Source organism: Mariniflexile fucanivorans, from assembly GCF_004341235.1.
In the GTDB taxonomy this organism is placed as follows: Bacteria; Bacteroidota; Bacteroidia; order Flavobacteriales; family Flavobacteriaceae; genus Mariniflexile; species Mariniflexile fucanivorans.
Genome location: NZ_SLUP01000003.1, coordinates 1 through 26,093, shown reverse-complemented (window position 1 = coordinate 26,093; position 26,093 = coordinate 1). Strand labels below are relative to the sequence as shown.

23 protein-coding genes, 5 tRNA genes and 1 pseudogene are annotated in these 26,093 nt (G+C 33.8%); 27 read left to right on the top strand and 2 right to left on the bottom strand.

Annotation, left to right across the window (positions count from 1 at the left end):
- Window positions 1-13: 13 nt before the first annotated feature.
- The 23 genes from EV196_RS06830 (at window position 14) to EV196_RS06720 (ending at window position 20,707) form a co-directional block, all read left to right on the top strand.
- A complete protein-coding gene (locus EV196_RS06830) occupies window positions 14-241 on the top strand; it encodes a PspC domain-containing protein (RefSeq protein ID WP_132216658.1) in 228 nt (75 codons plus the stop codon).
- Between the two features lie 3 nt (window positions 242-244).
- Window positions 245-1,267, top strand: coding sequence for a potassium channel family protein (locus EV196_RS06825; protein ID WP_132216655.1), 1,023 nt, complete (start codon window positions 245-247; stop codon window positions 1,265-1,267).
- Window positions 1,268-1,370: 103 nt separating this feature from the next.
- A complete protein-coding gene (locus tag EV196_RS06820; protein ID WP_132216652.1) occupies window positions 1,371-2,993 on the top strand; it encodes an alanine/glycine:cation symporter family protein in 1,623 nt (540 codons plus the stop codon).
- A 20-nt stretch (window positions 2,994-3,013) separates the two neighbouring features.
- Entirely contained in the window at window positions 3,014-3,889 is an 876-nt protein-coding gene (locus tag EV196_RS06815; protein ID WP_132216649.1) for a ComEA family DNA-binding protein, read from the top strand.
- Window positions 3,890-3,902: 13 nt separating this feature from the next.
- A complete protein-coding gene (locus tag EV196_RS06810) occupies window positions 3,903-5,069 on the top strand; it encodes an acyl-CoA dehydrogenase family protein (protein WP_132216646.1) in 1,167 nt (388 codons plus the stop codon).
- An 86-nt stretch (window positions 5,070-5,155) separates the two neighbouring features.
- Window positions 5,156-5,350: a 30S ribosomal protein S21 gene (gene rpsU, locus EV196_RS06805; protein ID WP_132216643.1), complete on the top strand. Its 195-nt coding sequence runs from the start codon at window positions 5,156-5,158 to the stop codon at window positions 5,348-5,350.
- A 123-nt stretch (window positions 5,351-5,473) separates the two neighbouring features.
- The gene (locus EV196_RS06800; protein WP_132216640.1) at window positions 5,474-6,364 is read left to right on the top strand and encodes a tyrosine-type recombinase/integrase; all 891 of its coding nucleotides are present in this window, start codon (window positions 5,474-5,476) and stop codon (window positions 6,362-6,364) included.
- Between the two features lie 37 nt (window positions 6,365-6,401).
- Window positions 6,402-6,704 carry a ribosome hibernation-promoting factor, HPF/YfiA family gene (gene hpf / locus EV196_RS06795; protein ID WP_132216637.1) on the top strand — a complete coding sequence of 101 codons (303 nt, stop codon included), beginning with the start codon at window positions 6,402-6,404 and terminating at the stop codon, window positions 6,702-6,704.
- 100 nt (window positions 6,705-6,804) lie between these two features.
- Window positions 6,805-6,878, top strand: a tRNA-Thr gene (locus EV196_RS06790).
- A gap of 171 nt (window positions 6,879-7,049) precedes the next feature.
- Window positions 7,050-7,131: transfer RNA gene (locus tag EV196_RS06785), tRNA-Tyr, on the top strand.
- 130 nt (window positions 7,132-7,261) lie between these two features.
- A tRNA-Gly gene (locus EV196_RS06780) sits at window positions 7,262-7,334 on the top strand.
- Between the two features lie 75 nt (window positions 7,335-7,409).
- Window positions 7,410-7,481: transfer RNA gene (locus tag EV196_RS06775), tRNA-Thr, on the top strand.
- 66 nt (window positions 7,482-7,547) lie between these two features.
- Window positions 7,548-8,735 carry an elongation factor Tu gene (gene tuf, locus EV196_RS06770; protein WP_132216634.1) on the top strand — a complete coding sequence of 396 codons (1,188 nt, stop codon included), beginning with the start codon at window positions 7,548-7,550 and terminating at the stop codon, window positions 8,733-8,735.
- 61 nt (window positions 8,736-8,796) lie between these two features.
- Window positions 8,797-8,869 (top strand) — tRNA-Trp (locus EV196_RS06765).
- Between the two features lie 119 nt (window positions 8,870-8,988).
- The gene (gene secE, locus EV196_RS06760) at window positions 8,989-9,183 is read left to right on the top strand and encodes a preprotein translocase subunit SecE (protein WP_132216631.1); all 195 of its coding nucleotides are present in this window, start codon (window positions 8,989-8,991) and stop codon (window positions 9,181-9,183) included.
- Between the two features lie 9 nt (window positions 9,184-9,192).
- On the top strand, window positions 9,193-9,747 hold the full coding sequence (gene nusG, locus EV196_RS06755; RefSeq protein WP_132216628.1) for a transcription termination/antitermination protein NusG: 555 nt from the start codon (window positions 9,193-9,195) through the stop codon (window positions 9,745-9,747).
- Between the two features lie 74 nt (window positions 9,748-9,821).
- On the top strand, window positions 9,822-10,259 hold the full coding sequence (gene rplK / locus EV196_RS06750) for a 50S ribosomal protein L11 (RefSeq protein ID WP_132216625.1): 438 nt from the start codon (window positions 9,822-9,824) through the stop codon (window positions 10,257-10,259).
- A 20-nt stretch (window positions 10,260-10,279) separates the two neighbouring features.
- Window positions 10,280-10,969, top strand: a complete 690-nt coding sequence (rplA, locus tag EV196_RS06745; RefSeq protein WP_132216622.1) for a 50S ribosomal protein L1 — start codon at window positions 10,280-10,282, stop codon at window positions 10,967-10,969.
- Between the two features lie 19 nt (window positions 10,970-10,988).
- The gene (gene rplJ, locus EV196_RS06740; protein WP_132216619.1) at window positions 10,989-11,510 is read left to right on the top strand and encodes a 50S ribosomal protein L10; all 522 of its coding nucleotides are present in this window, start codon (window positions 10,989-10,991) and stop codon (window positions 11,508-11,510) included.
- Window positions 11,511-11,575: 65 nt separating this feature from the next.
- Window positions 11,576-11,953 (top strand): 50S ribosomal protein L7/L12, encoded by a 378-nt coding sequence (rplL, locus tag EV196_RS06735; protein WP_132216616.1) that lies wholly within the window; start codon window positions 11,576-11,578, stop codon window positions 11,951-11,953.
- Window positions 11,954-12,078: 125 nt separating this feature from the next.
- Window positions 12,079-15,891, top strand: coding sequence for a DNA-directed RNA polymerase subunit beta (gene rpoB, locus EV196_RS06730; protein WP_132216613.1), 3,813 nt, complete (start codon window positions 12,079-12,081; stop codon window positions 15,889-15,891).
- A gap of 75 nt (window positions 15,892-15,966) precedes the next feature.
- On the top strand, window positions 15,967-20,268 hold the full coding sequence (gene rpoC / locus EV196_RS06725; RefSeq protein WP_132216610.1) for a DNA-directed RNA polymerase subunit beta': 4,302 nt from the start codon (window positions 15,967-15,969) through the stop codon (window positions 20,266-20,268).
- 121 nt (window positions 20,269-20,389) lie between these two features.
- Window positions 20,390-20,707 (top strand): DUF3467 domain-containing protein, encoded by a 318-nt coding sequence (locus EV196_RS06720; RefSeq protein WP_132216607.1) that lies wholly within the window; start codon window positions 20,390-20,392, stop codon window positions 20,705-20,707.
- A 156-nt stretch (window positions 20,708-20,863) separates the two neighbouring features.
- Here EV196_RS06720 and EV196_RS06715 read toward each other — a convergent pair whose 3' ends face one another.
- Together EV196_RS06715 and EV196_RS06710 are read right to left on the bottom strand one after the other, a co-directional pair.
- Complete coding sequence (locus EV196_RS06715; RefSeq protein ID WP_132216604.1) at window positions 20,864-21,097, bottom strand: (4Fe-4S)-binding protein; 234 nt, start codon at window positions 21,095-21,097, stop codon at window positions 20,864-20,866.
- Between the two features lie 141 nt (window positions 21,098-21,238).
- Window positions 21,239-22,825: a peptide chain release factor 3 gene (locus EV196_RS06710; RefSeq protein ID WP_132216601.1), complete on the bottom strand. Its 1,587-nt coding sequence runs from the start codon at window positions 22,823-22,825 to the stop codon at window positions 21,239-21,241.
- A 133-nt stretch (window positions 22,826-22,958) separates the two neighbouring features.
- On the opposite strand from EV196_RS06710, the gene EV196_RS06705 reads away from it, so the two are divergent.
- The 4 genes and pseudogenes from EV196_RS06705 to EV196_RS19865 all read left to right on the top strand — a co-directional run.
- Window positions 22,959-23,540, top strand: a complete 582-nt coding sequence (locus EV196_RS06705; protein WP_132216598.1) for a hypothetical protein — start codon at window positions 22,959-22,961, stop codon at window positions 23,538-23,540.
- A 21-nt stretch (window positions 23,541-23,561) separates the two neighbouring features.
- Window positions 23,562-23,729, top strand: coding sequence for a response regulator transcription factor (locus EV196_RS20315; RefSeq protein ID WP_165876118.1), 168 nt, complete (start codon window positions 23,562-23,564; stop codon window positions 23,727-23,729).
- A gap of 665 nt (window positions 23,730-24,394) precedes the next feature.
- On the top strand, window positions 24,395-25,786 hold the full coding sequence (locus EV196_RS06695; protein WP_132216595.1) for an Ig-like domain-containing protein: 1,392 nt from the start codon (window positions 24,395-24,397) through the stop codon (window positions 25,784-25,786).
- 50 nt (window positions 25,787-25,836) lie between these two features.
- A pseudogene (locus tag EV196_RS19865) lies at window positions 25,837-26,093 on the top strand (cadherin-like domain-containing protein); the annotation flags it as partial.

Here is a 26,093-nt window from a genome sequence, read left to right as displayed (position 1 = left end):
GTTAAATTGCAGCATGAACGGAATTTACAAACCTTTATTATTTTTCCAGAAACATGGCTATTACGTGTGCCAACGCATTGCAGAGCGCTTGGGTATAAGAGCTAAAGTTGTAAGAACCACATTTATGTACTTAACCTTTGTTACACTTGGTTTTGGTTTTGCTCTGTACTTGTTTTTAGCATTTTGGATGCGTATAAAAGATTTAGTTTACACAAAAAGGTCTTCTGTTTTCGATTTATAATTTATGAACCCAATTTCACGATTTTTTAGAACCAGAATATACACCGCCGTTTTTTTGATGGTTTTTATATTACTAGTAGGAGTTACGGGATATAGATTGATTTCTGGATATTCGTGGGTTGATGCTATTTACATGACTATTATTACCATGACAACGGTTGGTTTTGGTGAAGTAGTTCCTTTAGATCAAGAGTCTAAAATCTTTACCATACTATTAATTATAGCGAGTGTTTTAATAATGGGTTACGCCCTTTCCATTATAACCGAATATATTTTAAGTAAAAATAATGTTGAAGAATTAAAGTATAAAAGAATGCAAAAGCAGATAGATAGTTTTAAAAACCATGTTGTTATTTGTGGCTATGGTAGAAATGGAAAACAGGCATCAAAAAAACTGTTGGCTCATAAAAAGGCATTTGTGGTTATAGAGAAAAATAGAGATATGGAAGAGCGCTTGCAGCTAGACCATGTGCCTTATGTTATAGGAAATGCAAATGAAGATGACATACTTATGCAAGCAGGAATAGATAGGGCATCTAGTTTTATTTCAGCCTTACCCAATGATGCCGATAATTTGTTTGTGGTACTTTCAACAAGGCAAATAAACAAGAATATCAACATTATAAGCCGTGCATCTAACGAATCATCATACGATAAATTAAAGTTTGCAGGTGCTAATAATGTTATTTTACCAGATAAAATTGGTGGAGACCACATGGCATCTTTAGTGGTTGTGCCTGGTTTAATGGAGTTTTTAGATAATCTTTCCATTGTTGGGAAATCTGATATTAATGTGGAGGAAGTTGCTGTTGAAAAACTTATTAGAAAAGAAGAAGTTAAAACCATAAAAGATTTAGATCTTCGGAAAAAAACAGGCTGTACCATCATAGGTTACAAAGATGAAAACGGCGAGTATATAGTAAATCCTGAAGCGGAACTAGAATTAGCCGCAAATTCTAAAATTATTGTTTTAGGAAGACCGGAACAAATTGAAGCCCTAAATTCCATATACAATATTGAGTATTGAATCGGCGATTTTAGCGGCTAATGTTTTAAAAAATCATTTTTTTTTAGCATCTTGCTGTTTTTTAGAGCGAATCTTTGAAAAAACAAACTAATTCAACAACTTTATGAAGAAATACCTTCTATCAATTTTCACCCTAATTTTACCATTATTAACATTTGCTCAAGAATCAACATCAGAAAAAATAGACAGAGTTTTTAAAGACTACACCGGTTGGTTTGTAGAAGGTATTTTTTATGAAATTCCATTTTCAGAAAATTATAGAATTCCTTGGGTACTTATTGTTTTAATGGGAGGTGCCATATTTTTTACATTCTATTTTAAATTTATAAACTTTACAGGCTTTAGAACTGCATTACGTGTTGTTCAAGGTAAATATGAAGACATTGAAAAACATGGAGCAGATACCTTGTATGGCGATCAAACACCTAATGAAGGTCACAATATTATTGAAACATTAAGAGATGATGGCGCGCATGGTGAAGTGTCTCACTTTCAAGCATTAACAGCAGCGTTATCTGCAACGGTAGGTTTAGGTAACATTGCTGGTGTAGCAGTTGCATTATCAATTGGTGGCCCCGGTGCTACATTTTGGATGATTCTTGCCGGTTTATTAGGTATGGCTTCCAAGTTTGCAGAATGTACTTTGGGAGTTAAGTACAGAGATGTTGGTAAAGATGGAACGGTTTATGGAGGCCCTATGTATTACCTTACTAAAGGTTTTAAAGAAAAAGGCATGGGTGGCTTTGGAAAAATACTAGCCGTATTATTTGCCATTTTTGTTGTTGGTGGTTCTTTTGGTGGCGGTAATATGTTTCAAGCTAACCAAGCAGCGGCGCAATTTATAAAGTTGTTCAATTTTGAAAGCTCCAATGCAGGTATGTATTTTGGTATTGCAATGGCAGTGATAGTCGCCGTTGTTATCATTGGAGGTATTAAAAGAATAGCTTCGGTTACCGAAAAAGTAGTGCCTTTTATGGCCGGTATATATGTTTTGGCTGCATTAATTATACTTGGTGCCAACTGGCATTTAATAGATGATGCTTTTAGTTTAATCTATCACGGTGCTTTTTCTGGTTTAGGAATTGCAGGTGGTCTTGTTGGTGTTATGATTCAGGGGATTAGAAGAGGTGCCTTTTCAAATGAAGCCGGAGTAGGTAGTGCGGCTATTGCGCATTCAGCAGTTCGAACAAAATATCCTGCTAGTGAAGGCATTGTAGCACTTTTAGAGCCTTTTGTAGATACGGTTGTAATTTGTACCATGACGGCTTTAGTTATTGTAATTACAAATTTTGATGGTGCTTTTATGGAATACGGTGTGCCAATTAAAGAAGGGGTAGAGTTAACCGCCATTGCTTTTGATAGTGTGATACCTCATTTCTCCATAGTATTAACAATTGCCGTTATTTTATTTGCATTTTCAACTATGATTTCTTGGTCGTATTACGGTATGCAGGGATGGGTATTTTTATTTGGAAAAGGAAAAATTACCGACTTAGTATATAAAGTGTTATTTTTAATTTTTGTAGTAGTAGGTTCGTCCATTAGTTTGGGTGCTGTAATAGATTTTTCAGATGCCATGATTTTTGCTATGGTTGTTCCAAACATCATTGGTGTTGTTATTTTATCGCCCATTATTAGTAGAGAATTAAAACGCTACATGAAAGCTATTAATATTAAGCACGATGCTTTAGATGATGGTGCCGAAGACCTTACTAAACATATGTAATAATTTTTAATTGATAATATATGAAATCCCATTTCAAGTTTTCTAAAAGTCAACGGAATGGGATTTTTTCGTTAATTCTACTCATAATCTTATTACAATGTGTTTATTTTTATATTGATTTTTCTTCAGAAGAATTATCAGTAAACAAAGCAGATCTTGCTAATTATGAAAATGAAATAGATTCCTTAAGGTTAGTTGAACTAGAAGCACGGAAACCAAAAACTTATCCTTTCAACCCAAATTATATTACAGATTATAAAGGTGCTTCACTAGGAATGAGCAATGAGGAAATTGACAGATTGTTAGCCTTTCGAAAACAAAATCAATGGATTAATTCCACAAAACAATTTCAAGAAGTCACTAAAATATCCGATACTCTTTTAGATGTAATTTCACCCTATTTTAAATTTCCAGATTGGGTAACTAATGCAAATCAAAACACAACATCAAAACCTAATTATTCTTTCAATAAAAAACCTAAAACCTTTGCGGAAAAGCAAGATTTAAATAAAGCAACAGCACAAGAATTACAAAAAGTAAATGGTGTAGGTGACTATTATTCAGAACGAATCATAAAACTAAGAAACTCCTTTCCGGGTGGTTTTATTGATATTATACAGCTTCAGGATGTTTATGGTTTAAAACCCGAAGTCATTGAAAAAATTAGTGAAGAGTTTGCTGTTAAAACACCTCGAACTATTAAGAAAATTGTATTAAATAAAGCTTCAGTTGACGAGTTGGTCACAATTCAACATATCGATTACAATTTAGCTTTCAGTATAATTGAACAACGTCAATTAAGAGAAGGTTTTAAATCCTTTGATGAATTAAAAAAAGTTAAAGACTTTCCTGTAAATAAAATCGATATAATTAAATTATATTTGTCCCTCGATTGAAAAAAAAACATAAATGAACAGTATGTACTTCACTGAAGAACATCAACTTTTTAGAAAAAGTCTTCAAGATTTTTTACAAAAAGAAGTGGTTCCTCATATTGATGCCTGGGAAGAAGCAGGTTTTATAGACAAATTTATTTGGAAAAAATTTGGAGATATGGGATTCTTCGGAATTAATTATCCAGAGGCTTATGGTGGTCTAAATCTAGATTTGTTTTATACTGTTATTCTTTTGGAAGAATTACAAAAAATAAACTCAGGTGGTTTTGCTGCGGCAATATGGGCACATACTTATTTGGCCATGACGCATCTTAATGCCGAAGGTAGTGAAGCTATTAAGCAGAAGTATTTAACAGCAAGCATTACGGGCGATAAAGTTGGCTGTTTGTGTATTACTGAGCCATTTGGCGGTAGTGATGTAGCAGGTATGAGAACTACAGCAGTTAAAGAAGGTGACCACTATATTATAAACGGTTCAAAAACATTTATAACCAATGGTGTTTACAGTGATTATTTAATAGTAGCTGCAAAAACAAAACCAGAATTAGGAAATAAAGGCATTAGTATTTTTGTTATTGATAGGGAATCAGTTGGCGTATCGGCAACCAAATTAAATAAATTAGGATGGCGTGCATCAGATACTGGTGAAATTGCTTTCGATAATGTAAAAATACCAACCGCTAATTTAATGGGAGAGGAAAACCAAGGCTTCTCATATATCATGCAACATTTTGCATCCGAACGTTTAATAATGGGTATCAATGCGCATGCAAGAGCAGAATATGCTTTAGAATACGCTTTGCAGTACATGTCCGAACGTAAAGCTTTTGGAAAATCAATTAATAAATTTCAAGCATTAAGACATACTTTAGCCGATTTATATACAGATATGGAAATCTGTAAAGAGTTTAATTATTCAGTAGCTTACAGATTAAATAAAGGTGAATATGTCGTAAAACACGCCACCATGTCTAAACTTAGATCAACTAAAATGGCAGATGAGGTTATTTATCAGTGCTTACAATTTTTAGGAGGTTACGGTTATATGGAAGATTATCCTATGGCTAGACTGTTGCGTGATAGTAGGTTAGGACCTATTGGCGGAGGGACTTCAGAAATTTTAAGAGAGATTTTAGCTAAGATTATTATTGATAAAAAAGAATATAAGCCAGCAACTTAAAAAAAATGTCAATTGATAATTGTTAATTGATAATTATTTTTATTTTTGCATCCTGAAAATTCTAAAAGAGAGGAGGTTAAGACACTATGTTAATAATACCAATAAAAGAAGGAGAAAATATAGATAGAGCGCTAAAACGTTTTAAAAGAAAGTTTGATAAAACTGGAGCTAAACGTCAATTAAATGCTCGTAAACAATTTACTAAGCCATCTGTAGAACGTAGAGCGCAAATACAAAAAGCACAATACATTCAAGGTTTAAGAGATGCAGAAGATATATAATCTGTTCTTATATATAAATTAAAATCCCGCTAACTAGCGGGATTTTTTTTGTCCATACTTCACAAATATAAAGTTGCAGTATAACTTTTAAACTTTTAACTTTAAACTTTTAACTCGTTAATTATGTCTTTCAAACCGTTTACAGATTATCTTTTATTGGAAAAAAAATATTCAACATTAACAGTTAAGGCATATCAAAATGATTTAGATGTTTTTTTAGAGTTCATTACATTAGAATACCAAACCAATTCAATTAATCAAGTTAATTATGCTCAAATTCGTACTTTTATTGTTGCATTGGTAGAAAGTGGTTTGTCTAACCGAAGCATCAATCGTAAAATTTCGGCGTTAAACACGTATTATAAATTTCTTCTAAAAACAAAAACTATTGAAGTAAGCCCATTGGTAAAGCACAAAGCATTAAAAACGAGTAAAAAAATACAAATTCCTTTTTCTGAAACCGAAGTGGCATCAGTTTTAGACGATTTTAATTTTGAAGAAAACTTTGAAGGCATCCGAAATAAATTGATAATCGAACTATTTTATTCTACCGGCATAAGAAGAATCGAGTTGATAGAGCTGAAACTTTCAAGTTTTAATTTACATAATAAAACGTTAAAAGTATTAGGAAAAAGAAATAAGGAACGCATTATCCCGTTATTAGAATCAGTAATACATACCTTGAATTTGTATTTGAAAGAACGAAATGAATTAGTAAGTATTACCGATAGCGATTATTTATTTTTAACCCAAAAAGGAGTTAAAATTTATGAAACTCTTGTTTACAGAATAATAAATGATTATTTTAGTAATGCATCAACCAAAGTAAAAAAGAGTCCGCATATATTAAGGCATTCATTTGCAACTCATTTACTCAATCAAGGTGCCGATTTAAATGCTGTTAAAGAGCTTCTTGGTCATTCAAGTTTGGCAGCTACCCAGGTTTATACTCACAATAGTATTGCTGAGTTAAAAAAGGTGCATGTAAATTCGCATCCAAGAAGTAAAAAATAGTATTGAATGTTATTGTCTAACCAAAAAATAATTAAGAATGAAAGTAATCACACAATCAGTTAATTTTAATGCAGACAAAAAGTTAATAGACTTTATTCAAAAACGAATGGACAAATTGGATATGTTTTATGATAAAGTCATTCAATCAGATGTTTTTTTAAAAGTAGAAAACACAAGCGACAAAGAAAATAAAATATTTGAAGCAAAGTTGAGTGTGCCAGGAGATAGTTTTGTAGTAAAAAAACAATGTAAAAGTTTTGAAGAAGGTGCAGATATGGCAGCAGCTTCCTTAGAAAGACAGTTAAAAAAGCGAAAAGAAAAATTAAGAACACATTTATAATAAAATTTCTCAAAAAATGTTTTGATTAATATAAAAAATCTATACATTTGCAATCCGTTAGAAATAGCGGGTTTTTTTTATGCTCAAAAAGTGTAAAAACGCCGATGTAGCTCAGCTGGCTAGAGCAGCTGATTTGTAATCAGCAGGTCGTGGGTTCGAGTCCCTCCATCGGCTCTGAAATTTTGAATAGCAAACAGGAAGTTGAAAAAAAATGTAAAAACATTATTTTTAACTTGGGACGAGAAGTTTATCCTGAGCGCAGTCGAAGGGAGTCCCTCCATCGGCTCTTTGAAAAACTGAAATGAAATAATTCGGAATTTATAATTTTAAATTCTGAATTGGCTTGGGGAGATACTCAAGCGGCCAACGAGGGCAGACTGTAAATCTGCTGACTTAGTCTTCGCAGGTTCGAATCCTGCTCTCCCCACAAAATTTTTGCTTAGACAAAAATTGAAATTGTTCATTAAAATATTGAAATACCTTTTGTGCAAAATCACATAGCGTAAACATTTTCTTTAGAATTTGGAATTTCGTTTTTGGGTTTTAACAATAAAAATGCGAGAGTAGCTCAGTTGGTAGAGCGTCAGCCTTCCAAGCTGAATGTCGCCGGTTCGAACCCGGTCTCTCGCTCAATAATTTACGAGTTATGAGTTACGACTTACGAGTTAAATCGTAAATCAAAAAATCGGCAATCGTAAATGAAACGCCGGTGTAGCTCAGGGGTAGAGCGTTTCCTTGGTAAGGAAGAGGTCACGAGTTCAATTCTCGTCATTGGCTCAATTTGGAATTAAAATAGAATACACTAATATTATTATATAACTAAGATTAAAATTATTTAAAAACATGGCAAAGGCAACTTTCGATCGTTCAAAACCACACTTAAATATCGGTACAATTGGACACGTAGATCACGGTAAAACAACTTTAACTGCTGCTATTACTAAAGTATTAGCTGATGCAGGTTTATCAGAAGCGAAATCATTCGATCAGATTGATAACGCTCCAGAAGAAAAAGAAAGAGGTATTACAATTAATACTTCACACGTAGAATATTCAACAGCAAACCGTCATTACGCTCACGTTGACTGTCCAGGTCACGCGGATTACGTAAAGAACATGGTAACTGGTGCTGCTCAAATGGATGGTGCTATTTTAGTTGTTGCTGCAACTGATGGTCCTATGCCACAAACTCGTGAGCACATCTTATTAGGTCGTCAAGTAGGTATTCCTCGTATGGTTGTATTCATGAACAAAGTGGATATGGTTGATGATGAGGAGTTATTAGAATTAGTTGATATGGAAATTAGAGATTTATTATCTTTCTATGAATATGATGGAGATAATGGACCTGTAATTGCTGGTTCTGCTTTAGGTGCACTTAACGGTGAAGCTAAATGGGTAGATACAGTTATGCAATTAATGGAAGCAGTTGATACTTGGATTGAAGAGCCTTTAAGAGAAATTGATAAGCCTTTCTTAATGCCTATCGAAGATGTATTCTCTATTACTGGTCGTGGTACTGTAGCAACTGGTCGTATTGAAACTGGTATTGCTAAAACTGGAGATCCAGTTGAAATCATCGGTATGGGTGCTGAGAAATTAACATCTACTATTACTGGTATCGAAATGTTCCGTCAAATCCTTGATAGAGGTGAAGCTGGAGATAACGCAGGTATCTTATTAAGAGGTATTGAGAAAACTCAAATCTCTAGAGGTATGGTTATTGTTAAGCCAGGTTCTGTAACTCCACACGCTAAATTTAAAGCTGAGGTTTATATCTTGAAAAAAGAAGAAGGTGGACGTCACACGCCATTCCACAACAATTACCGACCACAGTTTTACGTTCGTACAACTGACGTAACAGGAAACATCCAATTACCTGATGGTGTTGAGATGGTTATGCCAGGAGACAACTTAACTATTACTGTTGAACTTATCCAAAAAATTGCAATGAACGTAGGTTTACGTTTCGCAATTCGTGAAGGTGGCCGTACAGTAGGTGCTGGTCAGGTAACTGAAATTTTAGACTAATTAGTTTAATATATTATAAGCTAAGGTATTCCGTTTTTTCGGAATACCTTGACTTATGTTTACGGGTTTAGCTCAGTTGGTAGAGCACTGGTCTCCAAAACCAGGTGTCGTGAGTTCGAGTCTCCCAACCCGTGCAAAATGAGAAGTTTATATGTGTAAGCTTCTTAAAAATGAATTAAGAAATAAAGATTTCACTTGAATCAATTTTATATTGAGAGACAGAAATTTTTAATCTGTTGAAAAAAACAAATAAATGGCTGGAATTGTAAATTACGTAAAAGAATCATTTGGCGAACTTAAAAACAATGTGAGCTGGCCAACTTGGGCAGAAGCACAAAGTTTAACTGTTTTAGTTGCTGTATTTTCAATTATATTTTCCTTAGCAATTTGGGGAATTGATACCGTATTCAGTAAAGTGATAGCATTTTATTTTCAATTGATTAGTTAAAGAAGAAATATGTCTGAGGTAAGCGAAAAAAAATGGTATGTTGTTAGGGCTGTAAGTGGTCAAGAAAATAAGATTAAAACTTATATCGAGAATGAAATTGCTCGTTTAGGTTTTCAAGATTATGTTGATCAAGTGTTAGTTCCAACAGAGCGCGTGATTCAAATACGTAACGGAAAAAAGATACACAAAGAAAAAGTATTCTTCCCAGGTTACATTATGATTCAAGCAAATTTATCAGGAGAAATTCCTCATATCATCAGATCGGTTACAAATGTAATTGGTTTCTTAGGTGAAACAAAAGGTGGAGATCCTGTGCCGTTAAGACAATCTGAAGTAAACAGAATGTTAGGTAAAGTAGATGAATTGTCAGTTGAAGAAAATTCAACAGTTGCAATTCCATTTACTAAAGGAGAAACTGTAAAAGTTATTGATGGACCATTCAATGGATTTGATGGAACTATCGAAAAAATAAATGAAGAAAAGCGTAAACTAGAAGTAATGGTTAAGATTTTTGGAAGAAAAACACCATTAGAGTTAAGTTATATGCAGGTTGAAAAAGTATAATAATTGTTACACTATATAAAAGATACGGTTTTTTGCTTCCAAATTAAAAAGCGTATCAACTTAAATTATTAAAAATGGCAAAAGAAATTGGTAAAGTAGTTAAGTTACAAGTTCGGGGAGGTGCTGCGAATCCGTCGCCACCGGTTGGACCCGCTTTAGGTGCTGCTGGGGTTAACATTATGGAGTTCTGTAAGCAATTTAATGCTAGAACGCAAGATAAGCCAGGTAAAGTATTACCTGTTGTTATCACCGTATATAAAGACAAGTCTTTCGACTTCGTTATTAAAACGCCTCCGGCTGCAGTACAATTATTAGAAGCGGCCAAGTTAAAGAGTGGTTCAGGAGAACCAAACCGAAAAAAAGTAGCTAAAGTTTCATGGGAACAGATCAAAACAATAGCAGAAGACAAAATGGTAGATTTAAACGCATTTACTATTGAATCTGCTATGACGATGATAGCTGGTACCGCAAGGTCTATGGGTATAACCGTGACTGGAAACGCACCAAAGTAATCTATAAAAGACATTAAAAAATGGCAAGATTAACAAAAAAGCAAAAAGAAGCTTTAGCAAAAATTGAGAAAGGGAGAGTTTACTCTCTTAATGAAGCATCTGCATTAGTAAAAGAAATTACTAATACAAAGTTTGATGCATCAGTAGACATTGCTGTACGTTTAGGAGTAGATCCTCGTAAAGCAAACCAGATGGTAAGAGGTGTTGTTTCACTTCCTCACGGTACTGGTAAAGACATGAAAGTATTAGCATTAGTTACTCCAGATAAAGAAGCAGAAGCTAAAGAAGCTGGAGCAGATTACGTTGGTTTAGACGAATATCTTGATAAAATCAAGAATGGTTGGACCGATGTAGACGTAATTATTACTATGCCAAGTGTAATGGGTAAATTAGGTCCTTTAGGACGTGTATTAGGTCCTCGTGGTTTAATGCCTAACCCAAAAACTGGTACAGTAACTATGGATGTTGCTAAAGCTGTAGAAGAAGTTAAAGCTGGTAAAATTGACTTTAAAGTTGATAAAACCGGTATCGTTCATGCAGCAATAGGAAAAGCATCTTTTAGTGCTGATAAAATTGCAGGTAATGCAACAGAATTAATTCAAACATTAATAAAACTTAAGCCAACAACTGCTAAAGGTGTATACGTTAAAAGTATTTTCCTTTCTAGTACTATGAGTCCTAGTGTTGCTGTTGATCCTAAAGTTGGTTAATTAGTTAAATACTTTTATTATGACAAGAGAAGAAAAATCACAAGTAATTGAGGACTTAACTGCAGAATTAGCCAATAATGCTCACATTTATGTAGCAGATATTTCTGGATTGAATGCATTACAAACCTCAGATTTACGTCGTGCTTGTTTTAAGGCAAACGTAAAATTAGCAGTAGTAAAAAACACATTACTTGAAAAAGCAATGGAAGCGTCTGAAAGAGATTTTGGAAACCTTCCATCAATTTTAAAAGGAAATACATCGGTGATGTATTCTGAAACAGGTAATGTACCAGCAAAGTTAATTAAAACCTTCCGTAAAAAATCAGAGAAACCTTTATTGAAAGGAGCTTTTATTGAGGAATGCGTTTATATTGGCGACAACCAATTAGACATGTTAGTTGATATCAAGTCTAAAGAAGAGTTATTAGGAGAGATTATAGGATTATTACAATCGCCTGCTAAAAACGTTGTTTCAGCACTTAAATCAAGTGGCGGAAAACTAGCTGGTATCTTAAAAACACTATCTGAAAAAGAAGGATAGTATTAAACAGTACGCACTATATTACAATTATATTACAAATTAAAATTTATTAAAAACGATAGAAAATGGCAGATTTAAAAGATTTCGCAGAACAATTAGTTAACTTAACAGTAAAAGAAGTAAATGAGTTAGCTACAATATTAAAAGATGAGTATGGTATTGAGCCTGCTGCTGCTGCTGTAGCAGTTGCTGCTGGTCCTGCTGCAGGTGGTGATGATGCTGCTGAAGCTCAAACTGAGTTTACAGTTGTATTAAAAGCTGCTGGTGCATCTAAATTAGGTGTTGTAAAATTAGTTAAAGAATTAACTGGTTTAGGATTAAAAGAAGCTAAAGAATTAGTTGACGGAGCTCCAAGTAATGTTAAAGAAGGAGTATCTAAAGACGAAGCTGAAGCTTTAAAAGCATCTTTAGAAGAAGCTGGAGCAGAGGTTGAGCTTAAATAAGCTTAGCTACCAAACAACATAAAGGTTTAGGTCTGGAGTTTAACCTTCAAGACCTAAACCATTTTGCGTATATAAGAGTTAGATACGCCACAACTATTATTTTTTAATCAAAATTCCGTCCATTGATGTTATCAACACAAGCTGAAAGATTAAATTTCTCCTCTATTGTAAATAGAACAGCATATCCAGATTTTTTGGATATTCAGATTAAATCCTTCCAGGATTTTTTCCAATTAGAAACAAAGTCTGAAGAAAGAGGCGATGAAGGTTTATATAATACCTTCATGGAGAACTTTCCAATAACTGATTCACGTAATCAATTTGTTTTAGAATTTTTAGATTACTTCGTAGATCCACCACGTTATGCTATCGACGAGTGTATTGAAAGAGGTCTTACTTACAGTGTTCCGCTGAAGGCAAGGTTAAAGTTATATTGTACAGACCCTGAACATGAGGATTTCGAGACCATTGTTCAAGATGTGTACTTAGGAACCATACCTTACATGACACCAAGTGGTACATTTTGTATTAATGGTGCAGAACGCGTTGTAGTATCTCAATTACACCGTTCACCAGGGGTGTTTTTCGGGCAATCATTCCATGCAAATGGAACAAAATTATATTCAGCAAGGGTAATCCCTTTTAAAGGATCTTGGATTGAATTTGCTACGGATATTAACCAAGTAATGTATGCGTACATTGATAGAAAGAAAAAATTACCTGTTACTACGTTATTTAGAGCTATCGGTTTTGAGCGTGACAAAGATATCTTAGAGATTTTCGATTTAGCTGAAGAAATTAAAGTGTCTAAAACAGGCTTAAAAAAATATCAAGGTAGAAAATTAGCGGCACGTGTTTTAAACACATGGCATGAGGATTTTGTTGATGAAGATACAGGCGAGGTAGTATCAATCGAGCGTAATGAAATTATTCTTGATCGTGATACTATTTTAGATAAAGATAATATTGAAGAAATTATTGATGCTGATGTAAAGGCGATTCTTTTACATAAAGAAAGTGCTGAACAAGGTGATTACGCCATTATTCACAACACGCTTCAAAAAGATCCAACAAACTCTGAAAAAGAGGCTGTTGAACATATCTATAGACAATTACGTAATGCAGAGCCGCCAGATGAGGAAACTGCACGTGGAATAATCGATAAATTATTCTTCAGTGATCAACGTTACTCTTTAGGTGAAGTTGGGCGTTACAGAATGAATAAAAAATTAGGTCTTAATATTGAAATGGATAAGCAAGTGCTTACCAAAGAAGATATTATCACCATTATTAAATATTTAATCGAGCTTATCAACTCTAAAGCTGAGATTGATGATATTGACCATTTATCTAACCGTCGTGTACGTACAGTAGGTGAGCAATTATCTCAACAATTTGGTGTTGGTTTAGCACGTATGGCACGTACAATTCGTGAGCGTATGAACGTTCGTGATAATGAGGTGTTTACTCCAATCGATTTAATTAATGCTAAGACGTTGTCGTCTGTTATTAATTCTTTCTTTGGAACAAACCAGTTATCTCAGTTTATGGATCAAACAAATCCATTAGCGGAGATTACTCACAAACGTCGTTTATCTGCACTAGGACCAGGAGGTTTATCTCGTGAAAGAGCAGGTTTCGAGGTACGTGACGTTCACTATACACATTACGGTCGTTTATGTCCAATTGAAACGCCTGAGGGACCAAATATTGGTTTAATTTCATCACTTTCAGTTTTTGCTAAAGTGAATGGCATGGGCTTCATTGAAACACCTTACCGTCCTGTAACCGATGGTGTGGTTGACATTAAGAACAAACCAGTATATTTAAGTGCAGAAGAAGAAGAAGGTAAATTAATCGCTCAAGCTACTGTGAAAGTAGATGAAAACGGTAAAATTTTACATGATAAGGTAATTGCACGTATGGAAGGTGACTTCCCAGTAATGGATCCAGTTGGGTTACATTATACGGATGTGGCGCCAAACCAAATCTCGTCTATTTCGGCGTCTTTAATTCCGTTCTTAGAGCATGATGATGCGAATAGAGCCTTGATGGGATCGAACATGATGCGTCAAGCAGTTCCATTATTATTGCCTCAAGCACCTATTGTGGGTACAGGTTTAGAGCGTCAAGTAGCATCAGATTCTCGTGTATTAATTAATGCAGAGGGAACAGGTGAAGTGCTTTACGTTGATGCTAATGAAATTAAAATTAGATACGATCGTACTGAAGATGAAGCTAAAGTAAGTTTTGATAGTGATGTTAAAACATACCAATTAATCAAATTCAGAAAAACCAATCAAGGAACTTCTATCAACTTAAAACCAATCGTGGTAAAAGGTGATAAAGTAGAAAAAGGACAAGTTTTATGTGAAGGCTATGCAACTCAAAAAGGAGAATTAGCATTAGGTAGAAACATGAAAGTGGCCTTCATGCCTTGGAAAGGTTATAACTTTGAGGATGCGATTGTTATTTCTGAAAAAGTGGTTCGTGAAGATATTTTCACATCTATTCATATCGATGAGTATTCATTAGAAGTAAGAGATACTAAATTAGGTAACGAGGAGTTAACTAATGATATTCCTAACGTTTCTGAAGAAGCTACTAAAGATTTAGATGAAAATGGAATGATTCGCATTGGTGCAGAAGTGAAACCTGGCGATATCTTAATTGGAAAAATTACTCCAAAAGGAGAATCTGATCCAACTCCAGAAGAAAAATTATTACGAGCTATCTTTGGTGACAAAGCCGGTGATGTAAAAGATGCGTCTTTAAAAGCATCTCCATCATTAAATGGTGTTGTTATTGAGAAAAAATTATTCTCAAGAGCTGTTAAAGATAAACGTAAAAGAGCTCAAGATAAAGATGATATTGTAGCATTAGAAGCTATTTACGATAGAAAATTTGATGATTTAAAAGAAGTTTTAATAGAAAAATTATTCAACATCGTAAACGGTAAAACGGCTCAAGGTATTTTTAACGATTTAGGTGAAGAAGTATTACCAAAAGGTAAAAAATTCACTCAAAAAATGTTAAATGCGGTTGATGATTATGCACATTTAGTGTCTGGAAAATGGACTACAGATGATCATACCAATCAATTAGTTGCCGATTTAATTCACAACTACAAAATTAAAGAAAACGATTTACAAGGTTCTTTAAGACGTGAGAAGTTTACAATTTCAGTTGGTGATGAGTTACCAGCAGGTATTATAAAATTAGCGAAGGTTTATATTGCTAAAAAACGTAAGCTTAAAGTTGGTGATAAAATGGCAGGGCGTCACGGTAACAAAGGTATTGTTGCTCGTATCGTTCGTCAAGAAGATATGCCTTTCTTAGAAGACGGAACACCAGTTGATATTGTATTAAATCCACTTGGGGTACCATCTCGTATGAATATTGGTCAAATTTATGAAACCGTTCTTGGTTGGGCTGGTCAAAAATTAGGACGTACGTATGCGACACCTATTTTTGATGGAGCAACTATTGATCAAATTAATGAATTAACTGATGAAGCAGGCATTCCAAGATACGGACATACTTACTTATACGATGGTGGAACAGGACAACGTTTTGACCAACCAGCAACGGTAGGTGTTATCTATATGTTGAAATTAGGACATATGGTTGATGATAAAATGCACGCACGTTCTATTGGACCATACTCATTAATTACACAACAACCTCTTGGTGGTAAAGCACAATTTGGTGGTCAACGTTTTGGTGAGATGGAGGTTTGGGCACTTGAAGCATATGGTGCATCAAGTACACTACGTGAAATCTTAACAGTAAAATCGGATGATGTTATTGGAAGAGCTAAAACGTACGAAGCTATTGTAAAAGGCGAACCAATGCCAGATCCAGGACTACCGGAATCTTTCAATGTATTAATGCATGAATTAAAAGGTTTAGGATTAGATATCAGATTAGAGGAATAAAAAAAGTATGAAGTTGCAGTATTCAGTTTAATTATTAAACTGAATACTGAGACTGAGACTGAATACTAAAAGAACATGGCAAGAAAACAAGATAAGAATACAGTAAGAAGATTTAATAAAATCTCTATTGGTTTAGCATCACCTGAATCTATTTTAGCAGAATCTAGAGGTGAAGTTTTAAAACCTGAAACTATCAATTATCGAACCCACAAACCAGAAAGAGATGGTTTGTTCTGTGAGCGTATTTTTGGTCCTGTAAAGGATTACGAATGTGCTTGTGGTAAATATAAAAGAATTCGCTATAAAGGTATCGTTTGCGACCGTTGTGGTGTTGAAGTAACAGAAAAGAAAGTACGTAGAGACAGAGTTGGTCACATTAACTTAGTGGTGCCAATCGCCCATATTTGGTATTTCCGTTCGTTACCAAATAAAATAGGATATTTATTAGGTTTACCATCTAAGAAATTAGATATGATTATTTACTACGAACGTTATGTAGTAATTCAACCAGGTAATGCTAAAAATGAAGAAGGTGAGCCAGTACAAAAAATGGACTTCTTAACAGAAGAAGAATATTTAAATATACTTGAATCACTTCCTCAAGATAACCAATATTTAGATGATAATGACCCAAACAAGTTCCTTGCTAAAATGGGAGCAGAGTGTTTAATTGAATTATTATCAAGAATCGATTTAGAGTCTTTATCATACGAATTGCGTCATAAAGCAAATACTGAAACCTCTAAACAACGTAAAACAGAGGCTTTAAAACGTTTGCAAGTTGTTGAGTCTTTAAAAGAATCTAACAATAACCGTGAAAATCGTCCAGAATGGATGATTATGAAAGTTATTCCAATCATCCCACCAGAATTACGTCCGTTAGTGCCGTTAGATGGTGGTCGTTTTGCAACATCAGATTTAAATGATCTATACCGTCGTGTTATTATCCGTAATAACCGTTTGAAACGTTTAGTTGAGATTAAAGCGCCGGAAGTAATTTTACGTAACGAAAAACGTATGCTACAAGAATCTGTAGATTCGTTATTTGATAATACACGTAAATCTTCAGCGGTTAAAACTGATTCTAACAGACCATTAAAATCGTTATCAGATTCATTAAAAGGTAAACAAGGACGTTTCCGTCAAAACTTACTTGGTAAACGTGTGGATTATTCAGCACGTTCGGTAATTGTTGTTGGACCTGAATTAAAATTACATGAATGTGGATTGCCAAAAAATATGGCAGCAGAACTTTACAAACCTTTCGTAATTAGAAAATTAATTGAAAGAGGTATTGTAAAAACTGTAAAATCTGCTAAGAAAATTATAGATAAAAGAGAGCCTGTGGTTTGGGATATCTTGGAAAACGTTCTTAAAGGACATCCTGTATTACTAAACCGTGCTCCTACATTACACAGATTGGGTATTCAAGCATTCCAACCAAAATTAATTGAGGGGAAAGCAATCCAATTACACCCATTAGTATGTACGGCGTTTAACGCGGATTTCGATGGGGATCAAATGGCGGTACATTTACCATTAGGGCCAGAAGCTATTTTAGAATGTCAATTATTAATGTTGGCATCTCATAATATATTAAACCCTGCGAATGGATCACCAGTAACCGTACCTTCTCAAGACATGGTACTTGGTCTTTATTACATGACCAAGTTACGTAAATCGACTCCAGAAGCTGCAGTTAAAGGTGAAGGTTTATCTTTTTATGGACCAGAAGAAGTTGAAATTGCTTTCAACGAAAAACGTGTAGATTTAAATGCTGGTATTAAAGTTAGAACGTTGGATATTAATTCTGATGGTAAATTAGCACCAACTATTATTGATACTACGGTTGGCCGTGTATTATTTAACCAAAAAGTACCACAAGCAGCTGGGTTTATCAATGAAGTACTTACTAAAAAATCTTTAAGAGATATTATTGGTAGTATTTTAAAATATACTTCGGTTCCTGAAACGGCAGATTTCCTTGATTCTATTAGAGATTTAGGGTTTAAGTTTGCATTTCAAGGTGGATTATCATTCAGTTTAGGTGATATTATCATTCCACCAGAAAAACAAGGAATGATTGATAAAGCTAATACACTTGTTGATGGTATTATGGGTAACTATAACATGGGACTTATTACCAATAACGAGCGTTATAACCAAGTAATTGATATTTGGACATCTACAAATGCGGAATTGACTGAATTGTCTATGAAACGTATTCGTGAAGACCAACAAGGATTCAACTCGGTATTTATGATGCTTGATTCTGGAGCTCGTGGATCTAAAGAACAGATTCGTCAGCTTACAGGTATGCGTGGATTAATGGCCAAACCTAAAAAATCGAATGCAGGTGGTGGTGAAATTATTGAAAATCCAATTCTTTCTAACTTTAAAGAAGGATTATCGATTTTAGAATACTTTATTTCTACTCACGGTGCGCGTAAAGGTCTTGCGGATACGGCTCTTAAAACGGCTGATGCTGGTTACTTAACACGTCGTTTGGTGGATGTTTCTCAAGATGTTATTATTAACACTGAAGATTGTGGAACATTAAGAGGTGTTGAAGTGGAGCCATTGAAGAAAAACGATGAAATTGTTGAGACTTTAGAAGAAAGAATTGTTGGTCGTGTATCATTGAATGATGTTTATGATCCAATTACTGATGAATTATTAGTTGCTTCCGGACAATTAATTGAAGATGATATAGCAAAAGCAATTGAAAACTCTCCAATTGATAGTTTAGAAGTACGTTCAGCATTAACTTGTGAAGCGTTACAAGGTATTTGTGCTAAATGTTACGGTCGTAACTTAGCTACTGGTAAAATGGTACAACGTGGTGAAGCTGTTGGTGTTGTTGCCGCTCAATCTATTGGTGAACCAGGAACACAGTTAACACTTCGTACCTTCCACGTGGGTGGTATTGCAGGTAACATTTCAGAAGAAAATAAATTAATCGTTAAGTTTAACGGTATTGCTGAAATTGAAGATTTAAAAACTGTTAAAGGTAAAGATGGTGAAGGAAATGATATTGATATTGTTATTTCTAGAACATCGGAGCTTAAATTAGTTGATAAGAAAACTGGTATTACGTTAAGTACCAATAATATTCCTTATGGATCGACTTTAATAATTAAAAACGGTCAAGAATTAAACAGAGGAGATGTTGTTTGTACTTGGGATCCATATAACGGTGTGATTATTTCAGAATTTGCTGGAAAAATTAAATATGAAAACATCGAACAAGGTATTACTTACCAAGTAGAGATTGATGAGCAAACAGGTTTCCAAGAGAAAGTAATTTCAGAATCTAGAAACAAGAAGTTAATTCCAACTCTTCATATTGAAGATGCTAGCGGAGAAACTATTCGTTCATACAACTTACCAGTAGGTTCTCACTTAATGATTAACGACGGAGAGAAGATTGGCGTAGGTAAGATTTTAGTTAAAATACCTCGTAAATCTGCTAAAGCAGGTGATATTACAGGTGGTTTACCTCGTGTAACCGAGCTATTCGAAGCACGTAACCCTTCAAATCCTGCTGTTGTAAGTGAGATTGATGGTGTGGTTTCATTCGGAAAAATTAAACGTGGTAACCGTGAGATTGTTGTAGAATCTAAATTAGGTGAAGTTAAAAAATACCTAGTGAAATTGTCGAATCAAATTCTTGTTCAAGAAAATGATTACGTGAAAGCGGGTATGCCTTTATCAGACGGTTCTATAACTCCAGATGATATCTTAAATATTAAAGGACCTTCAGCAGTTCAACAATATTTAGTAAATGAAGTACAAGAAGTATATCGTTTACAAGGTGTGAAAATTAATGATAAACACTTTGAGGTTGTTGTAAGACAGATGATGCGTAAAGTGCAAATTATTGATTCTGGTGATACGCTTTTCTTAGAAGATCAATTAGCTCATAAAGATGACTTTATCCAAGAGAATGATGCCATTTTCGGATTAAAAGTTGTTGAAGATGCTGGAGATTCTTCAAACCTTAAAGCAGGTCAAATAGTATCGCCTCGCGAATTAAGAGATGAGAATTCTATTTTGAGAAGAGAGGATAAGAATCTTGTTACTGCAAGAGATGCGATGCCAGCAACAGCAACACCTATATTACAAGGTATTACTAGAGCGTCACTTCAAACGAAATCATTTATATCAGCAGCTTCTTTCCAAGAAACAACTAAAGTACTTAACGAAGCAGCAGTAGCTGGTAAAGTGGATAGTTTAGAAGGCTTGAAAGAAAATGTTATTGTTGGTCATAGAATTCCAGCAGGTACAGGTATGCGTAGATATACTGATATTATCGTTGGCTCTAAAGAAGAGTTTGATGAAATGATGCAAGTAAAACAAGAATTAAATTACAACTAATATTTGTCATTCCCGCGAAGGCGGGAATCTCATAAATCCCTGCGAAGGCAGGAAAATATAAACATAAAAGCCTTCATGTAACTAAACTTGAAGGCTTTTTTAATTTAAAAATATTAAGATTATGTCAGACGAAAAAGAGAATCTAAAACCAGGGCAAATAAATATTGAATTGGATGAAAAAGTAGCCGATGGTATATATTCAAATTTGGCAATTATTAATCATTCTGTTTCAGAATTTGTGGTCGATTTTGTTAGTATCATGCCAGGGGTTCCTAAAAGCAAAGTGAAATCTAGAATTATATTAACACCACAACATGCTAAAAGATTACTGAAAGCATTAGGAGAAAATGTATCAAGATTTGAAAATGCCCATGGTGAAATTAAAGATTACGAGCAACCGCCAATTCCCTTGAATTTTGGTCCAACAGGTCAAGCTTAAAATAAGTAAAAGAGGCTGTCTGAAAAGTATAATTCTGCGTCATATTGAGCCTGTCGAAATATTACAACCTATTGATAATCAACATCGGTTTCGACAAGCTCAATATGACAAAGTAAATATAATACACTTTTCAGACAGCCTCTTTTTTGTTTAAATTTATGAAGCTCGTTTGGTAATGTTTTTTCTATAGTTCAATGCTCCTGAAGGGCATCTTTTAATTTGTTTTATAATGCGTTGGGTCTCAGTTCCATCTAAATTAATCCAAGGAATTACACTTGTTCTAAAAACTTCTGATAATTCTTGCGCGCATTTTTCGGCATGTATGCATTTACAGGATTCGTAGCTAACGGTTATGTCGTTATTGCTGAATTCATTTTTATAAGATTCCATAGGTTTTCAAGTTTGGGGGTTTTGAAATTCTATATAATTTTTAATATCTTAAAATAGTATTACAAAAATAATAATATGATAATTATTGTTAACTAAAATTACGAATATCTTATTTTGATTAAAAAAATACTCGTTTAACCACTAAAATTCTGAGGTAAAATGGAATTTTAAATTTGGATAGGTTTGCTGAGTCATTTGTAATGAAAACGCAGAATCAGCCAAAAACACCAATTGGTTTTGTTTGTCTTTTGCTAAATAACGTTGTTTTACTCTTGTAAATTCTTTATATTCATCGGTATTAGAATTTTTTGGATCCACCCAACAAGCTTTATAAACGTTTAAATTTTCATAAGTACATTTTGCACCATATTCATGCTCTAAACGATATTGAATAACCTCATATTGAAGCGCACCTACAGTACCAATTACTTTTCGTCCGTTCAATTCTAAAGTGAATAATTGGGCAACACCTTCATCCATTAATTGGTCAATTCCTTTAAATAATTGTTTTGACTTTAAAGGGTCGGCATTATTAATATATCTAAAATGCTCAGGTGAAAAACTTGGAATACCTTTGTAATTTATGGCTTCACCTTCGGTTAGTGTATCTCCTATTTTAAAATTACCGGTATCGTGTAAACCTACAATATCACCAGGGTATGAAATATCTACAATTTCTTTTTTCTCAGCAAAAAAAGCATTCGGACTAGAGAATTTTAATTTTTTTCCATGACGAACATGTAAATAAGGTTTGTTTCTTTCAAAAGTGCCCGATACTATTTTGATAAAGGCTAAACGATCACGATGATTTGGATCCATATTAGCATGAATTTTAAACACGAAACCTGTAAACTTATCTTCTTCGGGCTTCACAAGGCGTTCTTCACTTTGTTTTGGTCTTGGTTTTGGTGCTATTTCAATAAAACAATCGAGTAGCTCACGAACTCCAAAATTGTTTAATGCAGATCCAAAAAACACAGGTTGCAAATGGCCATCTAAATATGCTTGCTTGTCAAATTCAGGATAGATACCATCAACTAATTCTATTTCTTCTCGTAATGTTTTGGCAGCTTTGTCACCAATCAGTTTGTTTAATTCAGGCGCATTTAAATCTGAAATTTTAATGGTTTCTTCAATATTTCGTCTACTATCACCACTAAATAAATTAATGTTTTTCTCCCAAATATTATAAATACCTTTAAAATCATATCCCATACCTATGGGGAAACTTAAAGGGACCACTTTTAATCCTAATTTTTGTTCAATTTCATCCAATAAATCAAAGGCGTCTTTACCTTCTCTATCCATTTTATTAATGAATACAATCATGGGGATGTTTCGCATACGGCAAACTTCAACCAATTTTTCAGTTTGTTCCTCAACACCTTTTGCTACGTCAATAACCACAATAACGCTGTCAACAGCTGTAAGGGTTCTAAAGGTGTCTTCAGCAAAATCTTTATGTCCTGGCGTATCAAGAATGTTAATTTTAATACCATCATATTCAAAAGCCAATACAGAAGTGGCCACCGAAATACCACGTTGGCGTTCTATTTCCATAAAATCACTAGTCGCGCCTTTTTTAATTTTATTACTTTTTACAGCACCAGCTTCTTGTATGGCACCTCCAAAAAGTAATAATTTTTCAGTAAGTGTTGTTTTTCCAGCATCGGGATGCGAAATGATGCCAAAGGTTCGTCGTCGTTGTATTTCTTCCTTAAATGTCATTAATCATTTTTTGGCAAATATAGTTCTATTTAAAATTATTGAAAAATCATATTTTAGTTATAAAATTTTATTTTATTCATGGTTTTTCATTGAGCGGTAGCTTATATTTGAATTAATATAAATTAGAACTTTTATGAGTACCTATAGTTTAGAAAAAGTTTTTAGTGTTTCAAGTACTTCAGATTACTTAAAAAATCAGGTTAATGAAATTAATTACAAGAAATATCTAAACAAGTATATTAAAATAAGCAATCCGGATTTTGTTGCTGTTTTTACAACTAAATCCCTCGATCCTATTTTATTTCAACAAAATTTTGGTTTACAGTTTGATAAAAATAAATCGGGGACATTGCAAGACCTTATTGATTCTCATGACTCTAGAGATTTTAACCAATCTGTAAAAGTTTTGGATCTAGATAAAGAAATGATACAATTTGTTTATGATAATCCAAGTTTGATTGTTCCAAAAAAAAACCTTTATGTCATCAAACATAATGCTGAATTATTACCCAACAAGCCCATTTCTTTAAGGCGTGATATTATTGTTTTGTCTAAAGACGAAAATGGTTACCCTCATATTATTTTAGGGGCTTGGTTTGATGTAACAGAACTTCACGGAACAAAATTAGAGTTATTGGCTAGTGTTAAGGATTTTAGTAAAAACAAATTTAAAAATAGCAAAATCCGGTTGGGTCTAGTAAAGCATTTAAAATGAATCATTGCTCCAAATATTAAATTGACCCGAAGAGAGACACAAATTCTTCAATTGATTTCGGAAGGTAATACAAGTGAACAAATAGCTTCAATTTTAAATATATCCAAACATACAGTTGATACCCACAGACAAAATATTATTAAAAAGAATAATATAAAAAATACTTCTGCCATTCTTAAGAATTTTTAAAATAGCTATTTATCAGTATTTTTTATAATAGAAATCGGTATTAAGTTTGCCTGTTAAGAAAAAAAATAATTTGTGACCTGAAGATTTTTTGTGTGTCTTATAGTTTAGGTAGCAAAAATTTAATAAAACAATATGTTATAAGTTTACATCAAGTCTAAAGGTTGCGTGTGAGTATGCAATGCGTAGAACGTAAAATTTAGTTTTAAAAAATGTTTAATATGTTTGTTATTTAAAAATTAGATGTAAACTTTTATTTGATTATGCTTTTTTAATTTGAAAGTAATTATAATCAACCAATAAAATCAGATTTCAATAAAAAAACAGTATTTGATAACATTCTCAATTTTAAAAAATAATAATTGGTTTCGATTATTGACCAATCGCTATCTTATTCTTATGGAAAAATATCATCTTTCAATAAAATATTTGGATTTATTTAAACATATTGACAATTTGATTTCAATAACTATAATGTTATATTTACGAATTTTCATCCAATATATATAGATTTTAATATAATTTCACTCAACAACAATATGAAAATATTTATTCGATTTCAATCTATCATCAAGCAAGTTAGAATCTTCCTTTGCTTGTGTTTAGTCTCTTTTAGTTTTGGTAATACTTTTGCTCAAAGTCAGCCAATTTTTCCAAATACTCAGGTTTTGATACAAGGAACCGCAAACCAACCTGGAGCTGTATATTTAGTAGAAGATGTAGAGTTGACCGCAAATGGAGGTACTGTAGATGTTGATGCTTTATTATCGATTGTCTCTTTTACAGGCACACCAACGATTAATTCTATTGATAATACTCAATTTGTTCAAGATAGATTTGAGCCTGAAATAAATTATGATACCGCAGAAGAAGCTGTAAGATGGCGAATACAATTTATAGTAGCAGGTTCTGCTGATAGCAATATTGCTAATGCAATTCCTTTTCCTTTAGAATCCTACACCTTAGAGATTATAGATTTAGATGCTGAAGAATGGGCAGAAGTTATTGTTCCTTTTAGTTATGAACTGGCAGGTAGTTCTCAACCTCAATCCATTATAACTGCTGCTTCTGGCGTGATACCAAATTCTATTCGATTTACAAGTGCTAATATAACGGATGCAGGAGTTAGTACGGCTAACACAAGGTCTATTGTAAAAGTTAATTACAAAAATGTAAGTGTAGTGGACTTTACTTTAGGAAGGAATAATAATGATCCTAATACACTAAGAAATATTTCTGTCGGGTTTTTAGGTGAGGTAGTTTTTGGTTCTCCATTTGTTGTGCAGGTTAACAATCCACCAGTTGTAACCAATAAATCGGCAACAACTATCTTTAATAATCCTAGCGCATCCATAAATTTATTGGCAGGTTCTTCAGATATTGAAAACAATATCATTCCAGCTTCAATTTTTTTAGTAGATCCCAACAATCCTTTTAATATAGGAAAACCAGGAACTCCTTTGGTTATTCCCAATGAGGGAACCTTTGTTGTAGATGCAACAGGAAATGTGGTTTTTACTCCTGTGAACGGATTTACAGGAATAGCCCTAGTAAATTTTACAGTAGAAGACGCACTAGGAGCAACTTCTAATGTCTCTGTTTTAACTATTTCAACAGATTTTGATGGTGACGGAATAATTGATTCAGTAGATTTAGATGATGACAACGATGGAATTTTAGATACAGATGAGTATGCGTCTGGTTTACCAGATCCATCTGGAGATTTAGATAGTGATAATATTCCTAATTATTTTGATCCTACGGCTCCAGGATTTGTAGATACTAATGGAGATGGAATAGATGATAGGTATGACTATGATCTTGATGGAATATTGAATCAATTAGATATTGATAGTGATAACGATGGTTGCCCCGATGCAGTAGAAGCTGCGGGTTCTTTTGTTTTAGCAGATTTAACCAGTAGTAATAATTTGGCAGATACTGATGAAGGATCTGTTGGTATTAATGGAGTACCAACAAATGTAGGTAGTCCGCAAGGAACAACCGCAGCAGTTTTAAATAGTGCTGATAATAGTGCTTGTAATACCCCCCCCCAGTAGCCACCAGCGAGACGGACACAACAGCAGAAGACACGACGTTAACTGTTCTAGATGGTTCACCAGAAGATTTATTACAGAACGACACAGATATTGATACGGGCGATGTGTTAACAATTACGCAATATGTAGTTGGGACAACAACCTATCCAGCAGGCACAACGGCAGCTTTAACCGAGGGCGACCTGACCATCAACGCAGATGGAAGCTATACATTTGTACCAGCCTCCAATTTCAATGGCACTGTACCAACGGCAACCTATACGGTAAGCGATGGTAACGGCGGCACGGACACAGCGGATTTGGACAT